The 25,018-nt window shown below is 71.6% G+C and carries 20 protein-coding genes, 2 tRNA genes and 1 pseudogene; 4 read left to right on the forward strand and 19 right to left on the reverse strand.

Annotated features, from left to right (window positions below; genetic code table 11):
* Window positions 1-429 precede the first annotated feature (429 nt).
* The gene (gene lepA / locus OHA55_RS08150) at window positions 430-2,304 is read right to left on the reverse strand and encodes a translation elongation factor 4 (RefSeq protein WP_266704221.1); all 1,875 of its coding nucleotides are present in this window, start codon (window positions 2,302-2,304) and stop codon (window positions 430-432) included.
* Window positions 2,305-2,543: 239 nt separating this feature from the next.
* Between lepA and rpsT the strand changes: the two genes are divergently transcribed.
* A complete protein-coding gene (rpsT, locus tag OHA55_RS08155; protein ID WP_266704223.1) occupies window positions 2,544-2,810 on the forward strand; it encodes a 30S ribosomal protein S20 in 267 nt (88 codons plus the stop codon).
* 426 nt (window positions 2,811-3,236) lie between these two features.
* Here the strand turns inward: rpsT and holA are convergent, their stop codons facing one another.
* Window positions 3,237-4,223, reverse strand: a complete 987-nt coding sequence (gene holA, locus OHA55_RS08160; RefSeq protein WP_266704225.1) for a DNA polymerase III subunit delta — start codon at window positions 4,221-4,223, stop codon at window positions 3,237-3,239.
* Window positions 4,224-4,519: 296 nt separating this feature from the next.
* On the opposite strand from holA, the gene OHA55_RS08165 reads away from it, so the two are divergent.
* Both OHA55_RS08165 and OHA55_RS08170 read left to right on the forward strand, forming a co-directional pair.
* Window positions 4,520-5,260, forward strand: coding sequence for a dienelactone hydrolase family protein (locus OHA55_RS08165; protein WP_266704227.1), 741 nt, complete (start codon window positions 4,520-4,522; stop codon window positions 5,258-5,260).
* Between the two features lie 140 nt (window positions 5,261-5,400).
* Window positions 5,401-5,646, forward strand: a complete 246-nt coding sequence (locus OHA55_RS08170) for a hypothetical protein (protein WP_266704229.1) — start codon at window positions 5,401-5,403, stop codon at window positions 5,644-5,646.
* A gap of 72 nt (window positions 5,647-5,718) precedes the next feature.
* Here OHA55_RS08170 and OHA55_RS08175 read toward each other — a convergent pair whose 3' ends face one another.
* From OHA55_RS08175 to OHA55_RS08245, 15 genes are all read right to left on the reverse strand, one after another.
* Window positions 5,719-6,603: a YceI family protein gene (locus OHA55_RS08175; RefSeq protein WP_266704231.1), complete on the reverse strand. Its 885-nt coding sequence runs from the start codon at window positions 6,601-6,603 to the stop codon at window positions 5,719-5,721.
* Between the two features lie 256 nt (window positions 6,604-6,859).
* On the reverse strand, window positions 6,860-9,442 hold the full coding sequence (locus OHA55_RS08180; protein WP_266704233.1) for a ComEC/Rec2 family competence protein: 2,583 nt from the start codon (window positions 9,440-9,442) through the stop codon (window positions 6,860-6,862).
* Complete coding sequence (locus tag OHA55_RS08185; protein WP_266704235.1) at window positions 9,439-10,482, reverse strand: ComEA family DNA-binding protein; 1,044 nt, start codon at window positions 10,480-10,482, stop codon at window positions 9,439-9,441. Before OHA55_RS08185 ends, OHA55_RS08180 begins: the two co-directional genes overlap by 4 nt.
* 142 nt (window positions 10,483-10,624) lie before the next feature.
* Window positions 10,625-11,470, reverse strand: coding sequence for a DegV family protein (locus tag OHA55_RS08190; protein ID WP_266704237.1), 846 nt, complete (start codon window positions 11,468-11,470; stop codon window positions 10,625-10,627).
* A 183-nt stretch (window positions 11,471-11,653) separates the two neighbouring features.
* Window positions 11,654-12,436 (reverse strand): hypothetical protein, encoded by a 783-nt coding sequence (locus tag OHA55_RS08195; RefSeq protein WP_266704239.1) that lies wholly within the window; start codon window positions 12,434-12,436, stop codon window positions 11,654-11,656.
* A gap of 280 nt (window positions 12,437-12,716) precedes the next feature.
* Entirely contained in the window at window positions 12,717-15,590 is a 2,874-nt protein-coding gene (gene leuS / locus OHA55_RS08200; RefSeq protein ID WP_266704241.1) for a leucine--tRNA ligase, read from the reverse strand.
* A 443-nt stretch (window positions 15,591-16,033) separates the two neighbouring features.
* Window positions 16,034-16,106: transfer RNA gene (locus OHA55_RS08205), tRNA-Ala, on the reverse strand.
* A 134-nt stretch (window positions 16,107-16,240) separates the two neighbouring features.
* Window positions 16,241-16,474 carry a hypothetical protein gene (locus OHA55_RS08210; RefSeq protein ID WP_018487125.1) on the reverse strand — a complete coding sequence of 78 codons (234 nt, stop codon included), beginning with the start codon at window positions 16,472-16,474 and terminating at the stop codon, window positions 16,241-16,243.
* A gap of 628 nt (window positions 16,475-17,102) precedes the next feature.
* A tRNA-Ala gene (locus OHA55_RS08215) sits at window positions 17,103-17,175 on the reverse strand.
* A gap of 147 nt (window positions 17,176-17,322) precedes the next feature.
* Window positions 17,323-17,976: a histidine phosphatase family protein gene (locus OHA55_RS08220; RefSeq protein ID WP_266710477.1), complete on the reverse strand. Its 654-nt coding sequence runs from the start codon at window positions 17,974-17,976 to the stop codon at window positions 17,323-17,325.
* Entirely contained in the window at window positions 17,973-18,404 is a 432-nt protein-coding gene (gene rsfS, locus OHA55_RS08225; protein ID WP_266704244.1) for a ribosome silencing factor, read from the reverse strand. The genes OHA55_RS08220 and rsfS overlap by 4 nt, the downstream gene beginning before the upstream one ends.
* A gap of 267 nt (window positions 18,405-18,671) precedes the next feature.
* Entirely contained in the window at window positions 18,672-20,528 is a 1,857-nt protein-coding gene (locus tag OHA55_RS08230) for an LCP family protein (protein WP_266704246.1), read from the reverse strand.
* Between the two features lie 22 nt (window positions 20,529-20,550).
* Window positions 20,551-21,168: a nicotinate-nucleotide adenylyltransferase gene (nadD, locus tag OHA55_RS08235; RefSeq protein WP_266704248.1), complete on the reverse strand. Its 618-nt coding sequence runs from the start codon at window positions 21,166-21,168 to the stop codon at window positions 20,551-20,553.
* A gap of 32 nt (window positions 21,169-21,200) precedes the next feature.
* The gene (locus tag OHA55_RS08240; RefSeq protein WP_266704250.1) at window positions 21,201-21,362 is read right to left on the reverse strand and encodes a hypothetical protein; all 162 of its coding nucleotides are present in this window, start codon (window positions 21,360-21,362) and stop codon (window positions 21,201-21,203) included.
* Window positions 21,363-21,446: 84 nt separating this feature from the next.
* On the reverse strand, window positions 21,447-21,599 hold the full coding sequence (locus tag OHA55_RS08245; RefSeq protein WP_266704252.1) for a hypothetical protein: 153 nt from the start codon (window positions 21,597-21,599) through the stop codon (window positions 21,447-21,449).
* Between the two features lie 110 nt (window positions 21,600-21,709).
* On the opposite strand from OHA55_RS08245, the gene OHA55_RS08250 reads away from it, so the two are divergent.
* Complete coding sequence (locus OHA55_RS08250) at window positions 21,710-22,777, forward strand: M48 family metallopeptidase (RefSeq protein WP_266704254.1); 1,068 nt, start codon at window positions 21,710-21,712, stop codon at window positions 22,775-22,777.
* Between the two features lie 9 nt (window positions 22,778-22,786).
* Here OHA55_RS08250 and OHA55_RS08255 read toward each other — a convergent pair whose 3' ends face one another.
* Window positions 22,787-23,944: a hypothetical protein gene (locus OHA55_RS08255; RefSeq protein ID WP_266704256.1), complete on the reverse strand. Its 1,158-nt coding sequence runs from the start codon at window positions 23,942-23,944 to the stop codon at window positions 22,787-22,789.
* A gap of 427 nt (window positions 23,945-24,371) precedes the next feature.
* Window positions 24,372-24,977, reverse strand: a pseudogene (locus tag OHA55_RS08260) (hypothetical protein); the annotation flags it as partial.
* Window positions 24,978-25,018: the final 41 nt, after the last annotated feature.

Below are 25,018 nucleotides of genomic sequence, written 5' to 3' on the forward strand. Positions count from 1 at the left end.
ACGACCGGCCGCTTGGTGATCCTGCTGTCTCTGCTTGCTTCTCGTTCCCGCTCTGCGCGTGATCCTGATCCACCGCGCGTCCTGCTCGTCCCGCTCGCTCGGCTGTTCGCGCCCTGTACGACCGGCTCACCACCGGGCGTACGGCCGGCTCACCACCGGCTTGTTTAACTGGCGAGTAACTATTCGAGCCGTGATCAGGGTAAAGCGCGTCCGGTCCTCGCGTAAGAGGCCACGGGCCGCCGGTTGATAACGAACGGGCCCCTGCCCCTCCGCGCTGTGCGGAGGAACAGGGGCCCGAACGTGTGACGCCTCGAACACCTCACCCGTACGCCCGGCGGAGACGAACCGGGGCGCGCCGTGAGGCCGTGCGCGGATGCCGCGGCGGGTGCGGCCGCGGGGCCGTGCTGGGCAGAGCCGTGCGGGGCGGGGCTACTTCTTGCCCTTGCCGTCGCCGCCGTCCTCGTCGGTCGACAGGACGGCGATGAACGCGTCCTGCGGCACCTCGACGTTGCCGACCATCTTCATCCGCTTCTTGCCTTCCTTCTGCTTCTCCAGCAGCTTCCGCTTACGGGAGATGTCACCGCCGTAGCACTTGGCGAGGACGTCCTTGCGGATGGCGCGGACGGTCTCACGGGCGATGACCCGGGACCCGATGGCCGCCTGGATCGGCACCTCGAAGTTCTGCCGGGGAATGAGCTTCTGCAGCTTGGCGACGAGCCGCACGCCGTAGGCGTACGCCTTGTCCTTGTGGGTGACGGCGGAGAACGCGTCCACCTTGTCGCCGTGCAGCAGGATGTCGACCTTGACGAGCTGCGCCGACTGCTCGCCGGTGGGCTCGTAGTCGAGCGAGGCATACCCGCGGGTCTTGGACTTCAGCTGGTCGAAGAAGTCGAAGACGATCTCCGCGAGCGGCAGGGTGTAGCGGATCTCCACCCGGTCCTCGGAGAGGTAGTCCATGCCGATCAGGGTGCCGCGCCGGTTCTGGCAGAGCTCCATGATCGCGCCGATGAACTCACTGGGCGCGAGGACGGTGGCCCGGACGACCGGCTCGTGGACCGAGTCGATCTTGCCCTCGGGGAACTCGCTCGGGTTGGTGACGGTGTGCTCGGTGCCGTCCTCCATCGTCACGCGGTAGACCACGTTGGGCGCGGTGGCGATGAGGTCGAGACCGAACTCGCGCTCCAGGCGCTCGCGGATCACGTCGAGGTGGAGGAGGCCCAGGAAGCCCACGCGGAAACCGAAGCCCAGCGCGGCGGAGGTCTCCGGCTCGTACACCAGGGCCGCGTCGTTGAGCTGGAGCTTGTCCAGCGCCTCGCGCAGGTCCGGGTAGTCCGATCCGTCCAGCGGGTAGAGCCCCGAGAACACCATCGGCTTCGGGTCCTTGTACCCGCCCAGCGCCTCGGTCGCCCCGCCGTGCAGGGAGGTGATCGTGTCACCGACCTTGGACTGACGGACGTCCTTCACGCCGGTGATGATGTAACCGACCTCACCCACGCCGAGGCCGTCCGCCGGGGTCATCTCCGGGGAGGAGACACCGATCTCCAGCAGCTCGTGCGTGGCACCGGTCGACATCATCCGGATGCGCTCGCGCTTGTTGAGCTGGCCGTCGACCACACGGACGTACGTGACGACGCCCCGGTAGGAGTCGTAGACCGAGTCGAAGATCATCGCGCGGGCGGGGGCGTCCGCGACGCCCACGGGGGCCGGGACGTCCCGGACCACCCGGTCCAGCAGCGCGTCCACGCCGACACCGGTCTTCGCGGAGACCTTGAGCACGTCCTCCGGCTGGCAGCCGATGAGGTTCGCCAGCTCCTCGGAGAACTTCTCGGGCTGCGCCGCCGGAAGGTCGATCTTGTTCAGCACCGGGACGATGGTGAGGTCGTTCTCCATGGCCAGGTACAGGTTGGCCAGGGTCTGCGCCTCGATGCCCTGGGCGGCGTCGACCAGCAGGACCGTGCCCTCGCAGGCGGCGAGCGAACGCGACACCTCGTACGTGAAGTCCACGTGACCGGGGGTGTCGATCATGTTGAGGATGTGGGTGCCGCCCTTGCCCTCCGCCGTGGTGGGCGCCCACGGCAGACGGACCGCCTGGGACTTGATGGTGATACCGCGCTCGCGCTCGATGTCCATCCGGTCGAGGTACTGAGCGCGCATCTGCCGCTGGTCGACCACGCCCGTCAGCTGGAGCATCCGGTCGGCAAGGGTCGACTTGCCGTGGTCGATGTGCGCGATGATGCAGAAGTTGCGGATCAGCGCCGGGTCGGTACGGCTCGGCGCGGGCACGTTGGTGGGAGTCGCGGGCACGCAGGGTCCTGATTCTTGAGACGCCGAACGCCGTGTCTCGGGTCGATGTCGGGTCGGTCGGATCTATACGTAGCTTCCATCGTCCCACGCCTGGGCGGCAGCCACGGGTTTGGGCCGGTAGGAGGGTGACTGGTACCGTGGGCAGCTGTGCCTCGTGGCTCTTGGCCGACTCCTCCGGACGACTCCTCGGAGTGGCGTGGCGCACTCAGAAGATCCAACGAACCTGAAAAGGCTCTCTCGTGGCGAACATCAAGTCCCAGATCAAGCGGAACAAGACCAACGAGAAGGCGCGCCTGCGCAACAAGGCCGTCAAGTCGTCGCTCAAGACCGCGATCCGCAAGGCCCGTGAGGCTGCCGTCGCCGGTGACGTCGAGAAGGCCACCACGGCCGCTCGCGACGCTTCCCGCGCGCTCGACAAGGCCGTCTCCAAGGGTGTCATCCACAAGAACGCCGCGGCCAACAAGAAGTCGGCCCTGGCCTCCAAGGTTGCCGCCCTCAGCGCCTGAGCACCCTGATGTGATCGCCGGAACGGACACAGCGGGCCCTCTCTCCCGCTCCTGACCGGCACCCCGTGCCGCACACCGAACCTGCGTTCGCCACGCGGGTGCGGCACATACAGCGTGAACGGAAAGGCCCCGTTCGTCCCCTCCCCAGGGCGACGAACGGGGCCTTTCCGCGTGTGCCGGTGCACGTCGCCCAGGTTCCGGTGGCTCCGGCGGACGTCGCTCGACGCGTGCGGCCGTACGGGTCACGGGGGCACCGGGGGGGGTGGCTCGGCAGCCCGGGCTGAGTGGCTCGGGCTCGGGCTCGGCGGCTCGGGCTCGGCGCACCGGGCTCAGCGGGGTGGCTCGGCAGCCCGGGCTGAGTGGCTCGGGCTGAGTGGCTCGGGCTCAGTGGCTCGGGCTCAGCGGCTCGGGCTCAGCGGCCCGGGCTCAGCGGCCCGCGCGGGCCGCTCGTGCCACGGCGACGACCGCCTTCTCCAGGGCGTACTCCGGGTCGTCCCCGCCGCCCTTGACGCCCGCGTCGGCGGCGGCCACGGCCAGCGTCGCCGCGGCGATCCCGTCCGGGGTCCAGCCGCGCATCTGCTGGCGCACCCGGTCGATCTTCCACGGCGGCATGCCCAGCTCGCGAGCCAGGTCGGCGGGGCGGCCGCCCCGGGCCGAGGAGAGCTTGCCGATGGCCCGGACCCCCTGCGCGAGGGCGCTGGTGATGAGGACGGGGGCAACCCCCGTCGACAGCGACCAGCGCAGTGCCTCCAGGGCCTCGGCCGCCCGGCCCTCGACCGCCCGGTCGGCGACGGTGAACGAGGACGCCTCGGCGCGGCCCGTGTAGTACCGCCCGACGACGGCCTCGTCGATGGTGCCCTCCACGTCCGCGACCAGCTGCGACACGGCGCTCGCCAGCTCCCGCAGATCGCTGCCGATGGAGTCCACGAGGGACTGGCATGCCTCCGGGGTGGCGGAACGGCCCAGCGCCCGGAACTCCGACCGTACGAAGGCGAGCCGCTCGGCCGGCTTCGTCGTCTTGGGGCAGGCGACCTCGCGCGCCCCGGCCTTCCTGGCCGCGTCCAGCAGGCCCTTGCCCTTGGCGCCGCCCGCGTGGAGCAGCACCAGGGTGATCTCCTCGGCCGGGGATTCGAGGTACGCCTTGACGTCCTTGACGGTGTCGGCGGAGAGATCGTGGGCGTTGCGGACGATCACCACCTTCCGCTCGGCGAAGAGGGACGGGCTGGTCAGCTCGGCGAGCGTGCCGGGCTGCAACTGCTCCGAGGCGAGATCGCGGACGTCGGTGTCGGCGTCCGCGGCACGGGCTGCCGCCACCACCTGCTGCACGGCGCGGTCGAGGAGGAGGTCCTCCTGGCCCACGGCGAGCGTGAGAGGGGCGAGCGGGTCGTCGGTGGGATTCCTTCTGGTGGCCATCGCCGTCCAGCATCCCACGCCCCGCCGACAGCCCGCCCGGCTCGGTGCGCGGGGCACGGGCTGGGGGCGGGGAGGCAGGGGGCGGGGAGGCAGGGGGCGGGGAGGCAGGGGGCGGGGAGGCAGGGGGCGGGGAGGCAGGGGGCGGGGAGGCAGGGGGCGGGGAGGCAGGGGGCGGGGGCGGGGAGGCAGGGCGCCGCCGAAGTGCCTGCCGACGCGTCCGCCAAGGCTGGTGCCGATGTTTCTGCCAGGGGGCGAACACCGTGGCGCGCGCCCCGGGGACCGTTACGGTCCTCGGCATGACGACGACGAGCAGGACGAAGGTGACCACGTGCTCGGTCGAGTACCCGGCCGACGGCCTGACGATGGTCGGGCACCTCGCGCTCCCGGAAGGCGCGGGCCCCCGGCCGGCCGTCCTGATCGGGCCCGAGGGACCGGGGCTGAGCGACTTCCAGCGCCGCCGCGCCGACGCCCTGGCCGAGCTGGGTTACGTAGCGCTGGTCTTCGACATCAACGGCGGACGCTGGTTCGACGACCCTGCGGAGATGCTCGCGCACGTGACCCCTCTGCTCGCCGATCCCGACCGGATGAGGCGGATCGGCCACGCGGCACTGGACGTGCTGCGCGCCGAACCCAGGACCGATCCGGACCGGATCGCCGCCATCGGTTACGGCACCGGGGGTGCGATCGCGCTGGAACTCGGCCGTGACGGCGTCGGCCTGCGCGGGATCGGGACGGTCAACGCGCTGACCACCGGCCGACCGGGCGAGGCGGCGCGCATCCGGTGCCCCGTGTGGGCCGGGGTCGGGTCGGAGGATCCGATCATGCCGCCCGTCCAACGGGAAGCGTTCACCGCCGAGATGCGTGCTGCGGGCGTGGACTGGCGCTTGGTGGTCTACGGAGGCGCCCTGCACGCCTTTCACCATCCGACGGACGGCCTGACCGTACTCCCGGGCGTCGGTCACCACCCGGTGCACGCGCGGCGGGCCTGGCGCGACGTCGTCGGTCTGCTGGACGAGTGGGTGCCCGTGACGGAGTGAGCCGGTCGACTGCGCCCACCCACCCCCGGAGCCTCGGCCACGGACCGCCGGCCCCCGGCCCCCGGCGCCCCAAGCCGGTGCCCGTGACCGCGTGCCCACCGTGGTCCGGTCCACAGACCCGAACAGGTGAGAATGGGTGGGTGAGCGATGTGAGACATGTGCTGGTGCTGCCCGACCGTGACGCCGCCCAAGAGGTGGCGGAGGAGCTCCCCGACCGCTTCACCGTCGGGGAGGAACCGCAGCTGCTGAGGGACGCGCTCGCCGGGGAGGACGACGCCGAGGACGCCCAGTGGCTGGTTGTCGTGGAAGACCCGGACGGGCTGCTCGACGCCGCCGCCCTCGACGCGTTCGCGGCGGAGTACGAGGGCTGGCTGGAGACCCCCTAGGGCAGCCCTGGCTCGCGACTCCCGGGCTCCCGGCCGTCAGGGAGCGCTGCCGCCCGGGAGCCCTGCCGGGGTTCAGCTCTTCTGGACGATCTGGATGTCCATCTCGATGGAGATGCTGGAGCCGACGACCGCGATCCCCTTGGCCAGCATCGTCTGCCAGGTGAGGGTGAAATCTTCGCGGTGCAGTTCGGTGGTGGCCCGGCAGGCTGCCCGGGCCTCGCCCTCCAGCCCGTTGCCGAGACCGAGGTACTGGGTCTCCAGCGTGACCGTGCGGCTGACGCCGTGCAGGGTGAGCGCGCCGGTGACGGCCCATCGGGTCCCGCCGCGGTGGACGAAGCGCTCGCTGTAGAACTCCAGCGTCGGGAAGCGGCCGACGTCCAGGAAGTCGCCCGAGCGCAGGTGGTCGTCACGCATCTGGACGTTGGTGTCGATGGAGGCGGCGTCGATGATCACGTGCATCGCCGAGTCCTCCATGTGCTCCGCGATACGGATGGCACCGGCGAAGGTGTTGAACCTGCCGTGGACGCGGGCCATGCCGATGTGCCGCGCCACGAAGCCGATCTGGCTGTGCGTCGGCTCGATCTCCCAGTCGCCGGGGGTGGGGAGCTGCGGGGGCTGCGACAGCTGGAGGCGTACGTCACCGAGGCCCGCGTGCCCGTTCTCGGTCACCGTGACCGATCCGTGGAAGGGAGTGAAGCCCTCGGAGGTGACACCCAGTCGGTATTCGCCCGCCGGCACCGCGGCAAGGATTCTGCCGTACGGGTCGGTGTCGCCGCCGAAGACCCTGCGGCCCGAGGCGTCCGTGACGACGAACTCCGCCTGCAGAACCGGCTGGTCGACCGGGTCCAGTACCCGGCAGCTGATCATGCCTGCGGACTGCGGCACGGTGACACCGGCGAGAGCGCCGCTGGACGCGGCACCCGCCTGTCCATTGCTGCGAAACAAACGGCCGAACATGCTGCACTCCCGGGGGCGATCACCTGAGGGCCCCTACAGCTGGACGTCGTTGTCGGAGCAGCGGCCCACCGACGAAAATGCATTCGATCACTCTTGCCGCGTTCGAGGCAAACAGAGCCTCTCATGCGGGGATGGCTGGAGCTGTGCCGGGCTGCTACCGAAGATCCTTATTGACGCCACCTCTCACACATTGATCCGTATTGCGGACCATCCACCTCTACCGTCCACCCCCACCGTCCACCCCTGCCGTCCGCCCCTACCGGCGGCCCACCACCCGTAGTCCCGCTCCCGCGCCGCTCACGGCGATCGCCCCGTCCACATCCGTACGCAGGACCTTCGCGCCGCCCGCCGCCAGCGCCGCCACCGTGCGCGGGGCAGGGTGCCCATACGGGTTCTGGGCACCGCATGAGATGAGCGCGACCCTCGGTCGCAACCGGCGCGTCAGCCGGGGGTCCTGGAACCCGGAGCCGTGGTGCGCCACCTTGAGCACGTCCACGGCGGACAGCTCGGGATGCGCGCGTATCAGCGCCTGCTGGGCCGGGGGTTCGAGGTCGCCCAGGAGCAGCAGCCGCAGGCCGCCGCGCGCCGTGACCAGCAGGGTGACGCTGGAGTCGTTCGGCTCCACCGGTACGCCACCGACCGCCGCCCCCGCGGCTCCCAGCACTCCCGGCGCTCCCGGCACTCTCGGCGGTCCCGGCGCTCCCGGCGCTCCCGGCCACAGAACCTGCCAGTCCAAGGCCCCGATACGCCGGTGCTCCCCCGCGGCCACCGGGATCACCGGCACTCCCGCGGCGGCGCTGGTCCTCCGCACGAACGCCGCCTGCTCCGCGGGCTGTTCGAGGCCGGTCGTCTGGACCGCGCCCACCGACCGGCCCCGCAGTACGCCGGGCAGCCCGCGTACGTGGTCCGCGTGGAAATGCGTCAGCACCAGCAGCGGCACCCGTCTCACGCCCAGTTCCCGCAGGCACCTGTCCACGGGGGCCGGTTCGGGCCCCGCGTCCACGACGACCCCCGCCCCCTCCCCCGCCGCGAGCACCAGCGCATCGCCCTGCCCCACGTCGCACATGGCGAAGGCCCAGCCGGGCGGGGGCCATCCCGTCACCATGCGGGTCAACGGCACGGGTCGGAAAACCGCGAGGACGAGCAGGAGAGCGGCGGCCGAGCAGACCCAGGGGTGCCGGCCCGCGTGGCGGGCGCCCGCCACCGCGAGGAGCGTCGCCCCGGCGAGCAGCGCCGCCCCTCCCCAGCCTCCGGGCCAGGCCGCCTCCGCCCCGGGCAGCCCGGCGCCCGTTCTGGCGATGACGGCGATCCACTCCACCGGCCACCCCGCGATCCGGGCCAACAGCTCCGCCGCGGGCATCGACACCGGCGCCACGGCCAGCACGGCGAACCCGAGGACCGTCGCGGGCGCCACCGCGAACTCGGCGAGCAGGTTGCACGGGATCGCCACCAGGCTCACCCGGGAGGCCAGCACCACGATCACGGGCGCGCAGACGGCCTGCGCCGCCGAGGCGGCGGCCAGCACCTCGGCGAGCCTGGACGGCACCCCCTTCCGGGACAGGGCCGCTCCCCAGCGTGGCGCGAGAGTGAGCAGCGATCCGGTCGCGAGGACGGAGAGCAGGAAGCCGTAACTCCGCGCGAGCCACGGGTCGTACAGCACCAGCAGGAGAACTGCCGCCGCCAGCGCGGGAATCAGGGCTCGGCGCCGGCCGGTCCCGATGGCCAGGAGCGTGATCAGTCCGCACGCCGCCGCGCGCAGCACGCTCGGCTCCGGGCGGCAGACGATCACGAAGGCGAGAGTGACCAAGCCGCCGACGAGCGCCGTCGCCCGCAGGGTCAGCCCCAACCGGGGCGCGAGCCCTCGCCGTTCGGCGCTCAGGGCGGCGCTCGGTGGGCCGATCAACAGAAAGAGGAGAATCGAAAGATTTGCCCCGGAGACGGAGAGCAGGTGAGTGAGATCGGTGGACCGGAAGGCGTCGTGCAGCTCGGTCGGGACGCGCGAGGTGTCACCGACCACCAGCCCGGGCAGCAGCGCTCGGGCGTCCGGGCCGAGGTCCTCGGTGGCCCGGCGCAGCCCCTCACGCAGCTCCCCCGCCAGCCGCTGCGCCGACGCGGGCCCGGTGACGATCCGTGGTGCGGTGCCCGCCGCCACCCGCAGAGTGGCCGCGCTCCGCTCACCCTCCCGCATCGGGGGCACGAGCCGGCCGCCGATCCGCAGGGCGGTCGAGGGCAGCAGGCTCTGCCATGCGTGAGTCGCGGCCCCGTCCCCGGGCGACACCATCAGGACGACCGGCGTACGGAGCCGGTACGCCTCCCCGCCCCGCCCGGAGCCGGACCGGGAGGCCGGCCCCACGAGGCGGGTGATCTCGGCATCGATCAGCAGCAGGGCCGGCATGCTCCGGCTGCCGCGTACCTGGGCCCGCGTCCGTACCGGATCGGAGGTGACGGTCACCTCCGCCTCCACCTCCGCGTGGGCCCGCGCCAGCCCCGGTACCGGCCCCCGGCGCACATCGGCCCCATGGAGTCCCGCCGAGGCGGCCCCCGCCGCGGCGCAGAGCAGTACGGCGCTCACCGCGATCCTCCCGCCGGGCCGGCCACCCCGCTCGCCCCGTGCCGCACGCAGGAGCACCAGGGAGGCCGCGAGCAGGACGGCGACCCCTGCCGCCGTCCAGGCCCCCGGCGCGACGAGGCAGAGAGCGGCCGACGCCCATGCGGCGAGGGCCAAAAGCACCAACCGCAGATCGGCCGGCCCCTCCTGCCCCTCGCCCGTCCCGGTACGCGTACCGGGAGCGTGGGCGGCGGAGCCCTCTCGGCGGACCGTGCCGGTGTCCGGGGTCATGGCCGCACCAGGGGCCGGAGATCGGCGAACCGCCGGTCGCCGATGCCCGTGACTTCCCGCAGTTCGTCCACGGAGCCGTATCCGCCGTGCTCGACGCGGTAGTCGACGATGTGCTGGGCCAGGACGGGCCCGACCCCCGGCAGCGTCTCCAACTGCTCGGTGGTGGCGGTGCCGAGGCTCAGAGGTACGGCCGGCGCCTGCCCTCCGCCGCCCGGACCCGGCACCCCGGCAGGTCCCGGAGGCTGCGGGGCCGTGGGGAGTCCCACCACCACCTGTTCGCCGTCCACAAGAATCCGGGCGCGGTTGAGACCGGTGAGATCCGTCCCCGCGACCACGCCCCCGGCCGCGCGCAGCGCGTCGGCGACTCGCGCTCCGGCCCTCAGGTGCTGGACCCCCGGCCGCCGCACCTTGCCGTTGACGTCGACCACGATCCGGTCACCGGCGGCCTCGGCCTCGTGAGCGGCGGTCGGCGGCAGCCGTGGCGGTGACGTCGGCGGGAGCGACGGCGACTCGGCCCCGACGTGCTCCGTACGTGGTACGGCGGCCCCCTCGGCCGCCACCCGCACCGCTTCGGGCACGCGTACGCCCTCAGGTCCGGCCGACCAGAAGTGCGCCCCGGCCAGGACCGCGAGGCCGGCCAGCACCACGCCGAGGGCGGCCGCCGTCCTCGGTTCGAGGCCGCACCGCAGCTGGAACCAGAGAGGTAACCGCTCACGGAGTGCGGACGCACCGCGCCGCGGCACTCCCGTCCACCCCGGCGAGGGCCCGGCGTCCCCCTCCGCCTCGTCCTCCCCGGCATCGCCGAGCAACGCGTCGGCCCGCCGCCGCGCGGCGACCGCCGCCTCCTCGACCGGCCTGCCCCTGGCACGCCGCCCCGGACGGGCGCCCGGAGCGACACCGGCGACGGCCGCACCGGTGTCCGAAGGGACAACCGTATGAGAGGGGCCCGCAGGCAGCGAGGTCGCGGAGCCGGGAAGATCCGATACGTCGAGGACGGGTGCGGAGGAGAACGAGCGCGGAGAAGCTGATCGAGGAGCCATGCCTCAGGACGTTAGGCACTTCCGCGCGAACCCGCCGAGCAGCCTCGATTTCCGTGGAAAACCGCCCAGTTGTGGATAACTCCACCACCCGCAGGGGTGACAACGCCCCCGAAGAAACGACGACCGGCAGGCCGCCGATCGCTCACCGGGCCGAAATCACCGCTCCGAGCAGCCCCGGCCCCGTGTGCGCGCCGATCACCGCGCCGACCTCGCTGACATGCAGGTCCACGAGCCCCGGCACCCGCTCCCGCAGGCGTTCCGCGAGCCGCTCGGCCCGCTCCGGAGCCGCGAGGTGGTGCACCGCGATGTCCACCGCCCCCGCACCCGCCTTCTCCGCGACGATCTCCTCCAGCCGGGCGATGGCCCGGGAGGCCGTCCGTACCTTCTCCAGCAGCTCGATGCGCCCGTCGTCGAGCTGGAGCAGCGGCTTCACGGCGAGCGCGGACCCGAACAGTGCCTGGGCCGCACCGATCCGGCCGCCCCGGCGCAGGTAATCGAGGGTGTCCACGTAGAAGTAGGCGGACGTGACACGGGCCCGGCGTTCCGCCGCGAGCACCGCTTCGTCCAGTCCGCCGCCGGCCTCGGTCGCTTCCGCCGCGGCCAGCGCGCAGAAGCCGAGGGCCATGGCGACCATCCCGGTGTCCACCACGCGCACCGGCACCGGGGCTTCCTTCGCCGCCAGCAGAGCGGCGTCGTACGTCCCCGAGAACTCGGCGGACAGGTGCAGCGAGACGACGCCGGTCGCACCCGCTTCGGCCGCCGCCCGGTAGGTCTCGGCGAAGACCTCCGGGCTGGGACGCGAGGTGGTCACCGAACGGCGCTTCTGGAGGGCCACCGCGAGCGACCGGGCCGAGATCTCCGTGCCCTCCTCCAATGCCTGGTCGCCGAGGACGACGGTCAGCGGCACCGCTGTGATGCCGTGCCGCTCCATCGTCCGGGGAGGCAAGTAGGCCGTTGAATCGGTGACGATCGCGACATGGCGGGACATGAGCCGGAGATTACCTTCCGGAGCAGTGGTGCGGCAGCCCGACCCCGGGCCGCTGATCTTTACGGACGGTGCGGGAGGCATCTTGCCACCTGCCAGAAAGCCACCCACCGCCTCGCATGCCCCGTACGCCCTCTCCGAAGCCCGGGCAGACGGAAACCAGTCCCGCCGTTCCCTGGCCGGCTCTCAGTTCGTCGTCTCCGGGCGGGCCGATTTCTGCCACAACCGGCTGATCCGCGCGGTGGGATCGGACTCCGGCAGCTCCCGCGCGGCCTCCGGCCCGGCGCCCGGTCCGGCCGGACCGAAGCCCTGGGACTGACCGGAGCCATGCGGCGCCCCAGACGTCCGGGACGGCCCGGCCGACCGAGGTGCCTGTGATGACCGAGGCGTCCGAGGCGCCTCCACCGGCTCCTCCACCGGCTCCTCCACCGTCCAGTGCCGCAGCGCCCCGGCCTCGACGTCGATCTGCGCGTTGAGGGCGTCCAGGTCGTCGTCGGCGAACCGCCTGGCCCGGTCGCGGGCGGCCCAGCGCAGCGAGTCGGCGGAGCGGGTGATGCGTTCCGTGCGCTCCCGCAGTCCGGGCATCAGGGTTTCGACCGTCGCCCGGTCGGGCTCCCGCTCCAGCCGCCTCAGCTCGTCGTCCAGCTCACGGCCGTGCGCGCTGAGCCGGTGGAAGAGCCCCAGGGACTCCGACAGCGAGGCGTCCTCGGCGATCCCGGCGCCCAGGGTCTCCTGGGTGGCGCGCATCGCGGTACGGAGGGAGAGCCTCAGCTGGGCCAGCTCGCCGGCGACGCCGGGCCGGCCGTAGCCCTTCGCCCGCAGGGTGGTCTCCTCGACCGTCCGGCGGGCTTGGGTGAATGTCCTGTCGACGCCCCGCTTGGCGGCCTTGACGGCTTTCACCCCGACGTACACGCCGAGGCCCACGAACGCGACGAAAAGCAGCGCCAGGATCAAGAGCAGGGTCTCCATGAACGCCCCTCGGCAGTCGACGGTCGGATCGGATCATGAATCGGAGTGCGGAGTACGGATCGGGCCGGATCGGGTCGCAGTCGTGATGCGGCTCGGGCGTCCACCGGTGAAGGCCGCCCTCTCCACCGTAAACGCAACGGGCAGGCCGAGGGTTCCGTCGGAACCCCCAACCTGCCCGTAGGGGAAAGCCCTGGCAGCCGGACCCGGTGGGCCCGGGGCCACGGTGGGCGCCTCGTGACGAGGTCCCTACCCAGGCTCCCGGTGCCTCACGCGGGAACGATCACGCGGGGACGATGTTGACCAGCTTCGGCGCCCGCACGATCACCTTGCGGATCTCGGCCCCGCCCAGGGCGGCGACCACGGACGCGTCGGCCAGGGCCAGCGCCTCCAGCTCCGCGTCCGTGATGGACGGGGAGATCTCCAGGCGGGCCTTGACCTTGCCCTTGACCTGAACGACGCAGGTGACGGTCTCGTCCACGACGTACGCCGGGTCGGCCACCGGGAAGTCCTGGTGCACGACCGACTCGGTGTGGCCCAGCCGGCGCCACAGCTCCTCGGCGACGTGCGGGGCCAGCGGGGCCACCAGCAGGACCAGGCGCTCGGCCACCGAACGGGACAGCGGGCCGCCCGTCTTGGTCAGGTGGTTGTTCAGCTCGGTCACCTTGGCGATGGCCGTGTTGAAGCGCATTCCGGCCATGTCCTGGGCAACGCCGTCGATCGCCTTGTGCAGCGCGCGCAGCGTGTCCTCGCCGGGCTCCGTGTCCACGACGGTGACCTGGCCGGTCTCCTCGTCGACGACATTGCGCCACAGCCGCTGCAGCAGGCGGTACTGACCGACCACGGCACGGGTGTCCCACGGGCGCGAGACGTCCAGCGGGCCCATCGCCATCTCGTACAGGCGCAGGGTGTCCGCGCCGTACTCGGCACAGATCTCGTCCGGGGTGACGGCGTTCTTCAGGGACTTGCCCATCTTGCCCAGGACGCGGCTGACCTGCTCACCCTGGAAGAAGAACTTTCCGTCCCGCTCCTCGACCTCGGCGGCCGGAACCGGGATGCCACGGGCGTCGCGGTAGACGAACGCCTGGATCATGCCCTGGTTGTACAGCTTGTGGAACGGCTCGGCGGACGAGACGTGGCCCAGGTCGTGCAGCACCTTGGACCAGAAGCGCGCGTACAGCAGGTGCAGCACCGCGTGCTCGGCGCCGCCGACGTACAGGTCGACACCGCCGGTCGGCTGCCCCTCGCGCGGGCCCATCCAGTACTGCTCGATCGCCGGGTCGACCAGCTTCTGCTCGTTGTTCGGGTCCAGGTAGCGCAGCTCGTACCAGCAGGAACCCGCCCAGTTCGGCATGGTGTTGGTCTCGCGCCGGTACGCGCGCGGGCCGTTGCCGTCGCCCAGGTCAAGGGTGACGTTGACCCAGTCGGCGTTCCGCGACAGCGGCGGCTCCGGCTTGGTGTCCGCGTCGTCCGGGTCGAAGGTGCGCGGCGAGTAGTCCTCGACCTCCGGCAGCTCCAGGGGCAGCATCGACTCGGGCAGCGGGTGGGCGATGCCGTCCTCGTCGTAGACGATCGGGAAGGGCTCGCCCCAGTAGCGCTGGCGGCTGAACAGCCAGTCGCGCAGCCGGAAGTTCACGGTGCCCTCGCCGACACCGTGCTCCTTCAGCCACTCGGTGATCTTGGCCTTGGCGTCGACGACGCCCAGGCCGTCCAGCGAGATCTCGTCGTTCGAGGAGTTGACCAGCTTCGCCTCGTACGAGGAGAAGGCCTCGTCCCACGTGGCGGGGTCGGTGCCGCGGTCGTCCGAGGGCTCGACGACGCAGCGCATCGGCAGCTCGAAGGCGCGGGCGAAGGCGAAGTCGCGGGTGTCGTGCGCCGGGACGGCCATGATCGCGCCGGTGCCGTAGCCCATCAGGACGTAGTCGGCGATGAAGACGGGGACCTGGTCGCCGCTGACCGGATTGGTCGCGTACGCGCCGGTGAAGACGCCGGTCTTGTCCTTCGCCTCGGCCTGGCGCTCGACGTCCGACTTGGCGGCGGCCTGCTTGCGGTACGCGGTGACGGCCTCGGCAGGCGTGGCGTGGCCGCCGGTCCAGACCGGGTGGGTGCCCTCGGGCCAGGCGGCCGGGATGATCCGCTCGACCAGCTCGTGCTCGGGCGCCAGCACCATGTAGGTGGCGCCGAACAGGGTGTCCTGGCGGGTGGTGAAGACGGTGATCGCACCGGCGCCGTCGACGGGGAAGTCGACGCGCGCGCCTTCGGAGCGGCCGATCCAGTTGCGCTGCTGCAGCTTGATGGCGTCCGGCCAGTCCAGGCCGTCCAGGTCGTTCAGCAGACGGTCGGCGTAGGCGGTGATGCGCATGTTCCACTGGCGCAGCTTGGCCTTGAAGACGGGGAAGTTCCCGCGCTCGGAGCGTCCGTCGGCGGTCACCTCCTCGTTGGCCAGCACAGTGCCCAGGCCCGGCGACCAGTTGACGGGGGCGTCGGAGGCGTACGCCAGGCGGTACTCGCTCAGCAGGTCGGCGCGCTCGACGGCGGACAGGTCCTGCCAGGAACGGCCGTCCGGCGTGGACTGCTCACCGCTTTCGAACCGGGCGACCAGCTCGGCGATCGGGCGGGCCTTGTCGGCGTCGGTGTCGTACCAGGAGTTGAAGATCTGCAGGAAGATCCACTGGGTCCACTTGTAGTAGTCCGCCTCGATCGTGGCGAACGAGCGGCGCTTGTCGTGGCCCAGACCCAGCCGGCGCAGCTGGACCCGCATGTTCTCCATGTTCGCTTCGGTGGAGATCCGCGGATGCGTGCCGGTCTGCACGGCGTACTGCTCGGCGGGCAGGCCGAAGGCGTCGAAGCCCAGGGTGTGCAGGACGTTGTGGCCGGACATCCGCTGGTGGCGCGCGTACACGTCGGTGGCGATGTAGCCCAGCGGGTGGCCGACGTGCAGGCCCGCACCCGAGGGGTACGGGAACATGTCCATGATGAACTTCTTGGGCTTGGCGGCCAGCTCCGGGTCGCCCGCCAGGTCGCCGGTCGGGTTGGGCGCCTCGTACGTGCCCTCGGCGTCCCAGAAGTCCTGCCAGCGTGCCTCGATGTCGGCGGCCATCGCCGCCGTGTAGCGGTGCGGCGCAGCCGTCTCGGCTGCGGAATTCGTCTCGCTCATGATCCTCAAAGCTCCATCGATCGTCATCTGCCGGCGCCCGCGTCGAGGACGCGCGTCTACGGAAACGAAAAATCCCCTCGCACAGGAGGGGACGCCGCGCCGAGTCCGACCAGGCGTTCTCACCGGTCGGTAGTGATCAGCGCGGCTCGCTAAGCAGAAGGCGTACGGCACGCATGGCGTCAGGGTACCGCACAGGGCCGGAACCTCACCGGGAGCGGTCACCGACTGGACGGGCGGCCGACAGGGGCCGGAGGGCCCGCCGGGAAGCGGAGGGCGCGGGAGCCGGCCGGGGGCCGGCAGGCGGCGGAAAGCTCTCCGAAACCGGAAGACACCCGGAAGACCCGGAAGGCACCCGACGAGCACACCGGCGAAACGCACCGGCAAAGGCAACAGGGAACGAGAAAGGCGGGCCATCCGATTCGGATGACCCGCCTTCTTCACTGTGGAGCTAAGGAGAATTGAACTCCTGACCTCCTGCATGCCATGCAGGCGCTCTACCAACTGAGCTATAGCCCCTTGTTTCTCGCCGCCGTCCGGTTTCCCTTGGCGACATCGAGAACATTACACGGCTTCCCCGGTGGTCCCCAAATCCATTCCAGACCTGCCCGATTTGACCGGTATGTACTGACGTTGCCGGCCCCGCCGCACCCTCAGGCCGTGGCGAAGGAGTAGAACCGCTTGAGGGTGCAGTGCTCCTCCAGAAGCCGTCCGTAGATCGGCTCCCCCTCCAGCTCGCGGTACGTCTCGATGGGGTCGCCTTTTATGATCAGCGCCCGCGCGCACTCCTCGCACCAGTACTGGTACTCCGCGTTGATCGGATCCATGTCCCTGACGATGGGCGTACCGCTGCCACACCAGTCGCATTTCCGCCTGTGCGCACCCATGCAGTCAGCTCCAGCTGTGGCCGCTGGCCGTGCGTACGCACCGGATCCCGCCGCCCCCCGGTGTCTGGACCACCTGGGAAGGACCGCGGGACGGGCAGCCGGGACCGGACCGGTGTTCGGGAATCACGGTAACTACGGGACGGGCGGGCGGAACTGGGAGATCGGGCACACACGGCTGACCGGGGACCCGCACGCGGCTCGCAGGCATCGCGCTCCCTCCCGATCGGTCCGTAGCCCCCTCCGGCGCTCCGATTCTGCCATGACACCGCAAGAGCGGAAGCCCGTAGAACCATGCCCGGCGGACGGCTGACGCCATGTCAGCACCACCTTCCGGACCGGGGGCGGCGGCCGTGGCGGGTGTCGGCCGCCGATCGGGCCGGGGTGGACGCGCCGGGCCACGGGCTGGACGTGGGCGAAACGGCGCCGGAACGCCGACCAGGGAGCCGGCCGCGGCCAGGAAGCGGTCTTCGGCCAGGAAGCAGGCTTCGGCCAGGAAACAGGCCACCGGCTGTCGGCCGGAAGTCGGTGGCCGACTGGAAGCCGACCGCGGGCCGGCGCGGACCGCCCATCGGCGGCGGACCCCGATACGCAGAAGATCCCGCCCCCAAGGGGACGGGATCTTCATCTGTGGAGCTAAGGAGAATTGAACTCCTGACCTCCTGCATGCCATGCAGGCGCTCTACCAACTGAGCTATAGCCCCGCTGTTCGCTGTCCTTCTCCGCATCCTCACCGTTTCGGTGTTCTCTGCGCTGCGAACAAGAAGAACTCTAGCCTGTGACCAGCCGGAAAGTGAAATCCGGCCTGTGGCGCCCTCTCCCGGAGGCGTGCTCCGGGGATCGGGCGGCCCTCAGGTGTCGTCGCCGAGCACCGGTTCGGGCAGGGTTCCCGCGTTGTGCTCGAGCAGACGCCAGCCGCGCGCGCCTTCGCCCAGCACCGACCAGCAGCAGTTGCTGAGCCCGCCGAGGCCCTCCCAGTGGTGGGCCTCCAGTCCGAGCAGCCGGCCGATCGTGGTCCGGATGGCGCCGCCGTGGCTGACCACGACGAGCGTGCCCCCGTCGGGAAGCCGGTCCGCGTGCTCCAGGACGACCGGAGCGGCCCGGTCGGCCACCTCGGTCTCCAGCTCTCCGCCGCCCCGGCGCACGGGCTCGCCGCGCTTCCAGGCGGCGTACTGCTCGCCGTACCGGCCGATGATCTCGTCGTGCGTGAGCCCCTGCCACTCGCCGGCATAGGTCTCGCGCAGACCGGCGTCGTGAGTGACCGCGAGGCCCGTCACGGCGGACAGCTCGGCGGCGGTCGCCGCCGCGCGCCGCAGATCGGACGCGACGACGGCGTCGGGCTTCAGGGACGCCAGGAGGCGGGCCGCCCGACGGGCCTGCCCGACTCCGGTGTCGGTCAACTCGATGTCCGTGGTGCCCTGGAAGCGCCGCTCCAGGTTCCACGCCGTCTGACCGTGCCGCCAGAGGACTACGCGGCGGCCACGGCCGCTGTCTCCGCCGTTCAGCTCGCGTCGCCTTCCGCGGTGCCGTTGAGCTGTGCGTGCTCGGCGGCCTTGCCCCGGGTCTTCAGCGCGTCCTCGGGCAGCGCGATCTCGGGGCAGTCCTTCCACAGGCGCTCGAGCGCGTAGAAGACGCGCTCCTCGCTGTGCTGGACGTGGATGACGATGTCGACGTAGTCGAGCAGGATCCAGCGGGCGTCGCGGTCGCCCTCACGGCGCACCGGCTTGGCACCGAGCTCCTTCTGGAGCCGCTCCTCGATCTCGTCGACGATCGACTTGACCTGGCGGTCGTTGGGGGCCGAGGCCAGCAGGAAGGCGTCGGTGATCGACAGGACGTCACTGACGTCGTAGGCGATGATGTCGTGCGCGAGCCGGTCGGCCGCCGCCTGGGCGGCGGCGGTGATGAGCTCGATGGAGCGGTCCGTGGCGGTCACATGCAGGCTTTCGTCGGCGGGCGGGACAGTCCCTGGAAGCTGTTCCGTCGTCCCTGGCGGATCGGCGCGCGGGTGGAGCGGCGGGGTTCCGTCGCCGTCGTCGCGTGCCCGCCAGAAATCGCGGGACTGTTCTTTAGGGTCTCACGGACCGCCGACAGTGCCGACTGGGAATGGCCCGGTACGCCGCAGGGGCCCCCGTGCCCGTACGGCGCGGGGGCCCCTGCGGGCCGGTCGGTCAGCGGGAAGGGCCGGGACCGGAACCCGGGATCAGGACTTGGCCTTCTGGAAGACGTAGTCCTGGCCGAGCACCACGGAGACGTCCGCGTTCGCGGCGGCCTCCCCCTTGGTCACGACGCTCTCGGGCAGGCCGAGCGTCTTGGCGACCTCCACCGCCTTGTCCTTGTCCTCGGCGGCGCCGTAGACGATCTCCGAGGTGGACCGGGTGTCCGCCTTGCCCGCGTCGACGAAGGAGTAGCCGCCGTTCACCAGCACCACGCGCGCGGCGTCGAGGGCGTCCGTGTCGCCGTAGGCGTTCTTCACGCCGACCCGGGTCGCCGCGTCCTTGTCCGGCGCCCGTACCGATCCGCCCAGAATGTCCTTCACCACACTCTTGGTGGCCGCGTCGCTCAGGGTGCCGTCGTCCTGCACCGGCAGAACCTCGGTGGTGTAGTCGCCCACCTTGGCGTGCCCGGCGAGCTTGGCGAGCGAGGCGCCGAGGTCGGCCTCGGGCAAGGACGGGTCGAGGATCTGCGCCAGCGTCTGCACGGTGATCGTCGCCGCCTTCGGGTCCTCGGACAGCTTGCGCAGAACCCCGCGCAGCACCTGTCCGAACCGGTTCAGCTGCTTCGCCTCCGGCTCGCCCTTCGCCCGGTACGTGGCGTACGCCACGGCCATCGTGCCGCTCAGGGTCTGCGCCTCGCCCTTGCGGACGACGGGCGCCGCCCCCTTCTTGGCGTCGGGGACGTCCGTGTCGGTGTCGACCTCGATGTTGCCGACCAGCTCGACGAGGTTCTCCAGGTACGGGGTGTCCAGCCGCCAGGTGCCGCTGATCTTCGTGCCGAGGAGGGTGTCGATCGCCTCGCGGGTTCCGGTGCTGCCGTCGTCCTCCACCGACTCGCCGAGCGTGGTGGTGGAGCCGTCGTCGTTGGCGACCGCGAGGGAATTGGGCAGCAGGACGGTGGTGCCCTTCTTCGTGGTGACGTTGTCCACGAGGAGCGCGGTGGAGGTCCCGCCGCCCTTGGTGTTGTGCAGGTGCACGACGATGACGTCGCGCTGCTGCGGGCCACCGGCGGTGGCGGCCTTGCCGTCCGCGCCGGACGAGCCGGGGAGCTTCCCCGCCGTCCAGAGGTAACCGACACCGGCGACGACGACGAGCGCCACGACGACGATCAGCCCGATCAGCCGGTTGCGGCCCTTGCGTCGGGCCTCCTCGCGCCGCTCGCTGCGGCTCTCCGTGAACGCCAGCCAGTCGATGACGTCCTCGGAGTCCTCGTCCGGCTCCTCGATGAAGGAGAACTGCCCGGTCCGGTAGTCCTGGGAGGACCGGCGCTGCTCCGGAACCCCTGACTCCGGTTCCGGCCCGCGCACCGGGGCGTCCGTCTGCGGGGCGGCCCGGGACGCTGTCCGCTGGTCCCCGGAGTCCCCGGAGTACGGGGGTGCCGGCTGAGGCGGCGCCGCGTGCGGGGCCGCCACGTTCTGCTGCGGGACGTTCCACTGCTGCTGGGCCGTCGCGTCGACCACGACCGGCTGCTGCCCGGTGTCGTAGCCGTAGCCGCCGCCGTACCCGTATCCCTGCTCGCCGCCCTGCGGCTGCTGGGGCCGCGGCTGCTGCGGGTGGCCGGCGTACGGGTCGTAGGACTGGTTCTGCTGCTGGGCGTACGGGTCGTAGCCGTACCCCTGTCCGGCACCGTCCTGCCGGCCCTGCGCCTGCTGCCCCTGCTGGTACGGGTCCTGCGGGGGCTGACCCTGCGTCGGCTGCCCGTAGGAGTACGGGTCCTGGGGGGAGGCGTACGGGTCGCAGCCCTGCTGTTCGGGCTGCTGGTACACCGGCTGCCCGTACGCGTCGTAGCCGATGATCTGCGGCTGCTGTCCGTACGGGTCGTACGGGTTCTGTCGGTCGTTCACCACCGGTGCCCCTCTCCGCGGCTCATTCGCCTCGGTACAGCTGGCGTTTGTCGATGTAGCGGACCACACCGTCGGGCACCAGATACCAGACCGGATCGCCCTGCGCGACCCTCCACCGGCAGTCCGTCGACGAGATGGCCAGGGCGGGAACCTCCACGAGGGAGACACCGCCTTCGGGCAGTCCCGCGTCGGTGAGCACATGGCCCGGCCGGGTCACACCGATGAAATGGGAGAGCGAGAAGAGTTCTTCCGCGTTTCGCCACGTGAGGATCTGCGACAACGCGTCGGCGCCGGTGATGAAGAAGAGGTCCGCGTCCCCGTGCGTCTCGCGCAGGTCCCGCAGTGTGTCGATCGTGTACGTCGGCCCCCCGCGGTCGATGTCGCTGCGGCTCACCGAGAACTGCGGGTTCGACGCCGTGGCGATGACCGTCATCAGATAGCGGTCCTCGGCCGGCGAGACCTCTTTGTGGCTCTTCTGCCACGGCTGCCCGGTCGGTACGAAGACGACCTCGTCCAGGTGGAACTGGGCGGCCACTTCACTGGCCGCCACCAGGTGTCCATGATGGATCGGGTCGAACGTCCCGCCCATGACGCCGATTCGGCGCTTGCCGCGGCCGGTAGGCACTTCCTGCTCTCCCATGCGTGCAGACCCTACTGGCACGGCGTCACCGCTCAGCGGTCGCGGTTGAAACGGGTGGTGACGAAGAGCAGAAGCAGCAGGGCGATGAAGGCGCCGCCGCCGGTCACGTACGGGTTGAGGCTTTCGTGGTTGCCGCCCTCGCCGCCTTCGGAGGCGAGAAGGACCAGCTGGTGGGTGGTGCTCGTGAGGCTCATCTTCGGCAGGACCTATCGATCGGGAGTCGGAAGGAAGACGTCGGGCACATCGTATGCGGGTCCGTGGGGCACGCTCACGGCGACTCAGTCGTTGGAGTCGTTGTTGCGGTAGCCGCGCAACAGGACCCAGGCCAGCAGGGCCGCCCCGACGAGCGAGACGAGCAGCACGATCCGGACCGTGTTGCCCGGTCCCTGGTCGTCCGCGGCGGCGGCAAGCAGTGCGACGGTGTGCGGCATTCCGGGTGCTCCTCTTGGTTGTCCACAGCCCCCCGCACACCGTAGCGCCAGCGCCTAGGGTGGCCGGTGCCAGGGGGACGGGCCACGTCCCGTATCGACAGGGGGATCAGATGACCGACGACACCCGTACGAACGAACCCAGCAGGCGGCGCACGCGTTTCCCCGGTATCTCCTCCCGGGCGTACGAGCACCCGGCGGACCGCTCGGCACTGGTGGCCCTGCGCAGGCTGACCGGGTTCGACACGGTCTTCAAGGCGCTCAGCGGCCTGCTGCCCGAGCGGAGCCTGCGGCTTCTCCACCTCTCCGACTCCGTGCGGGTGAGCGACGAACAGTTCGCCCATCTGCACACCATGCTGCGGGACGCCTGCTACATCCTGGACCTGGAGAAGGTGCCCTCGATGTACGTCACGCAGAACCCGCAGCCCAACGCCATGTGCATCGGACTCGACGAGCCGATCATCGTGGTGACCACCGGTCTGGTGGAGCTGCTGGACGAGGAGGAGATGCGGGCCGTCGTGGGCCACGAGGTGGGTCACGCCCTCTCCGGCCACTCCGTCTACCGCACGGTGCTGCTCTTCCTGACGAACCTCGCGCTGAAGGTGGCCTGGATACCGCTGGGCAACGTGGCGCTCCTGGCCATCGTGACGGCGCTGCGCGAGTGGTTCCGCAAGTCGGAACTCTCGGCCGACCGGGCCGGGCTGCTGGTGGGCCAGGACCTCCAGGCCTCCATGCGCGGCCTGATGAAGATCGCCGGTGGCAACCACCTGCACGAGATGAACGTCGACGCCTTCCTCGCCCAGGCCGAGGAGTACGAGAAGGCGGGCGATCTGCGCGACTCCGTGCTGAAGATCCTCAATGTGCTGCCCCGTTCGCACCCCTTCACCACGGTGCGGGCGGCCGAGCTGCGGAGCTGGGCCGGGACCCGGGACCACCAGCGCATCATGGACGGCCACTACCCGCGCCGCGAGGAGGACAAGGAGACCTCGGTGACGGACTCCTTCCGCGAGTCCGCCGCGCACTACGCCGATACCGTACGCACCAGCAAGGACCCGTTGATCAAGCTGGTCGGCGACATGGCGGGCGGCGCCGGCGACCTCGGCGGCAAGCTCCGGGACCGTTTCACCGGCGGCGCACGGAGCGAGGCTCCCGGCAACGGCACCGGCCCCGTCCCGGAGTAGGGACGGCTTTCAGGGGCTCGGGAGCGGCCCCGACGCCAGGCTCGGGGACACCGGGACCGGGGACACCACGCTCGGGGAGAACGGCGCGGGAGGCGCCTGCCCCAGTGCGGGGCTGATCCGCAGCGTCCCGCAGAGCCCGCCGGCCGGGGTCCCGGTGGCGTACGGATCGGTGCCGGCGGGTCCGGCGGGGTCGGCACGCTCCCCCGCGAGCAGCGGTCGCAGCGCCGGGGCCGAGCCCGAGGAGCAGGACTGCGGCCCCGCCTGGACGTAGGCGGTGCGCAGTTCCAGCCGGTGCAGCCGGAGATCGTCCCGGTCGAAGAGGAAGTGCAGCAGCCGGTGCACGGTGAACAGGGAGGCGCCGTCGGCCTTCTGGGGGCCGTTGACCACGGGCCGCAGGGCGTAGGTGAAGGTGTGGTCGGTGACGACCTCCAGCTTGCCCGCGTCCGTCTCGGAGTAGGCGAGCGTCCCGAAGACGCGGATCGTGGGGTCGGCGAGTTCGGTACGGGCCGGGTCGAAGCGCACCAGCCAGCCGGCCGCCGGATGCCTCGCGTCGCCGGACGGGCTGTCCGTGCTCAGGTCGAACTCGGCGGCCTGGTCCGGGTCGAGCAGTGCCTTGACCGTCTCGGTCTCCCGTCCGCCCAGTACATCGGGGTTGAGCGAGGACTCCACCAGGAAGTCCTTGACGGTGGCCAGGGCTGCCATGACCTCGGTCGCGGAGTAGTCGTCGGTCCGCCGGACCGCCGGCAGGTTGATCCCGGCCGCGCCGATGCGGAAGTGCGCGGCGGGGCCGCGCTCGATGAGCGACTGCGGGGTCCCGCCCGGCACGGCTCCGCGCGGGGCGAGCGGCACGACGGTGGCCTCGAGCGGTTGGGCGCGGCCGAGGACGGGGGTGGGCAGCGGCTGGCGGAAGCCGATGTAGACGGCGGTGGCGAAGGCCAGCGCGACGAGCACGATCAGCGTGGTGGCGAGACCGGGGCCCTTGCGCGAGGAGCGCCGGGGCAGCGACCGGACGGCCCGGGCGTGCTCACCCATGCGTTCCTGGGCGGAGAACTCCTGGAGCCGGGCAGCACGGACGAAGGACTCGTCGAAAACGAGCGAGCGGTATTCGTCCTCGCCGCCGGCGGGGTTCTCGGGCGGCTCTTCCGGTGGATCTGCGCGGCCTGCCATGACTTCTCCCGATCTCCACACCACCGGCCGAGGTCGGTGCGCAACGGTCTGCCCGGCCAGGCGGCCGAGGGCAGCGAGAAGCCCCCTCCGGAAGAGGGGTCACACAGTGAGGGTAGGTCGAATGCCCCTCGCGTAAACGCGCTGGAAGGGGCCAACCGCACAGTTCGCACGACTGGGCGCTACGGCGCGACACGGCTGGACGGGTGACGCGGCGGACGGCCGCGGCGCGGGGAACAGCCGCGGGGACGGTCCGGCCCCGCGGCCGGCTCTCTCAGGGCGTACCGGGGACGGCGGGAAGCGGGCGCCCCGCGGAGGAGGAGGGCAGCAGGCCCCCCGGCGCGGCGGTAGCGCCTCCGTGCGCCCCCGGTCCGCCGGGGGCGTGCGCGCCGGAGGGCACCGGGTTGCCGGTGTCCGCGCCGACGGCGTCCGGGGCCGCGGAGTCCCGGCTCGCGGAGTCCGGGGCCGCTGCCCCGGGCTGCCCGTCCTCGGGTCCTGCCGGGTCCGTGGTCGCGGTGTCCACGCCACTGGTGGTGGGCGGCACGTGGTCCTGGCTGTCGGCCGAGGTGCCCCGGTAGACGGCGCTGAAGGCGAGGGCGATCATCCCGATCCCCATCACCAGCGCCAGGAGCCAGGCGATCGGCCGGTGCCAGCGCGCGGAACCCCGGTAGGGCCGCAGGACTCCGCCGTACGGGCCGTACGGGCCGTAGGGGCCTCTGCCGAAATCGTGGTCGGGTTCGTAGTCCAGGTCGTCCGGGTCGTGCGAACCGCCGCGCCCGGCGGTGTACCCGGTGGCGTAGTGGTCGTACGGGTCGCCGTCCCGGCCGGCGCCGGCCGGGCGGGACCGGGCGGCCTCGGCCTCCGCGCGCGCCTCCGCGGCGGCGACCAGGCGTTCCACCGCGGTGGGCTCATGGATCTTCGCGGACCGTACGAAGTCCTCGTCGAAGACCACGGTGGCGAAGTCCTCGTCCGCGCCCCCGCGGTCGTCGTCGGGCTCCGAGCCGTCCTGAGACGGCCTGCCCCCCACGTCGTCCACGGATTCAGCGTAGCCCCGACGGGGCGGTCCGGTCAGGGAGA

Origin of the sequence: Streptomyces sp. NBC_00102, assembly GCF_026343115.1 — a bacterium.
Classification (GTDB): Bacteria; Actinomycetota; Actinomycetes; order Streptomycetales; family Streptomycetaceae; genus Streptomyces.

Coding starts and splice junctions, on each gene's coding strand:
- holA (WP_266704225.1), bottom strand. CDS start 4,223: ATGGCCACCAGAAGGAATCCCACCGACGACCCGCTCGCCCCTCTCACG.
- OHA55_RS08165 (WP_266704227.1), top strand. CDS start 4,520: ATGACGACGACGAGCAGGACGAAGGTGACCACGTGCTCGGTCGAGTAC.
- OHA55_RS08175 (WP_266704231.1), bottom strand. CDS start 6,603: ATGTTCGGCCGTTTGTTTCGCAGCAATGGACAGGCGGGTGCCGCGTCC.
- OHA55_RS08180 (WP_266704233.1), bottom strand. CDS start 9,442: ATGACCCCGGACACCGGCACGGTCCGCCGAGAGGGCTCCGCCGCCCAC.
- OHA55_RS08185 (WP_266704235.1), bottom strand. CDS start 10,482: ATGGCTCCTCGATCAGCTTCTCCGCGCTCGTTCTCCTCCGCACCCGTC.
- OHA55_RS08190 (WP_266704237.1), bottom strand. CDS start 11,470: ATGTCCCGCCATGTCGCGATCGTCACCGATTCAACGGCCTACTTGCCT.
- OHA55_RS08195 (WP_266704239.1), bottom strand. CDS start 12,436: ATGGAGACCCTGCTCTTGATCCTGGCGCTGCTTTTCGTCGCGTTCGTG.
- leuS (WP_266704241.1), bottom strand. CDS start 15,590: ATGAGCGAGACGAATTCCGCAGCCGAGACGGCTGCGCCGCACCGCTAC.
- OHA55_RS08210 (WP_018487125.1), bottom strand. CDS start 16,474: ATGGGTGCGCACAGGCGGAAATGCGACTGGTGTGGCAGCGGTACGCCC.
- nadD (WP_266704248.1), bottom strand. CDS start 21,168: ATGGGAGAGCAGGAAGTGCCTACCGGCCGCGGCAAGCGCCGAATCGGC.
- OHA55_RS08240 (WP_266704250.1), bottom strand. CDS start 21,362: ATGAGCCTCACGAGCACCACCCACCAGCTGGTCCTTCTCGCCTCCGAA.
- OHA55_RS08245 (WP_266704252.1), bottom strand. CDS start 21,599: ATGCCGCACACCGTCGCACTGCTTGCCGCCGCCGCGGACGACCAGGGA.
- OHA55_RS08250 (WP_266704254.1), top strand. CDS start 21,710: ATGACCGACGACACCCGTACGAACGAACCCAGCAGGCGGCGCACGCGT.
- OHA55_RS08255 (WP_266704256.1), bottom strand. CDS start 23,944: ATGGCAGGCCGCGCAGATCCACCGGAAGAGCCGCCCGAGAACCCCGCC.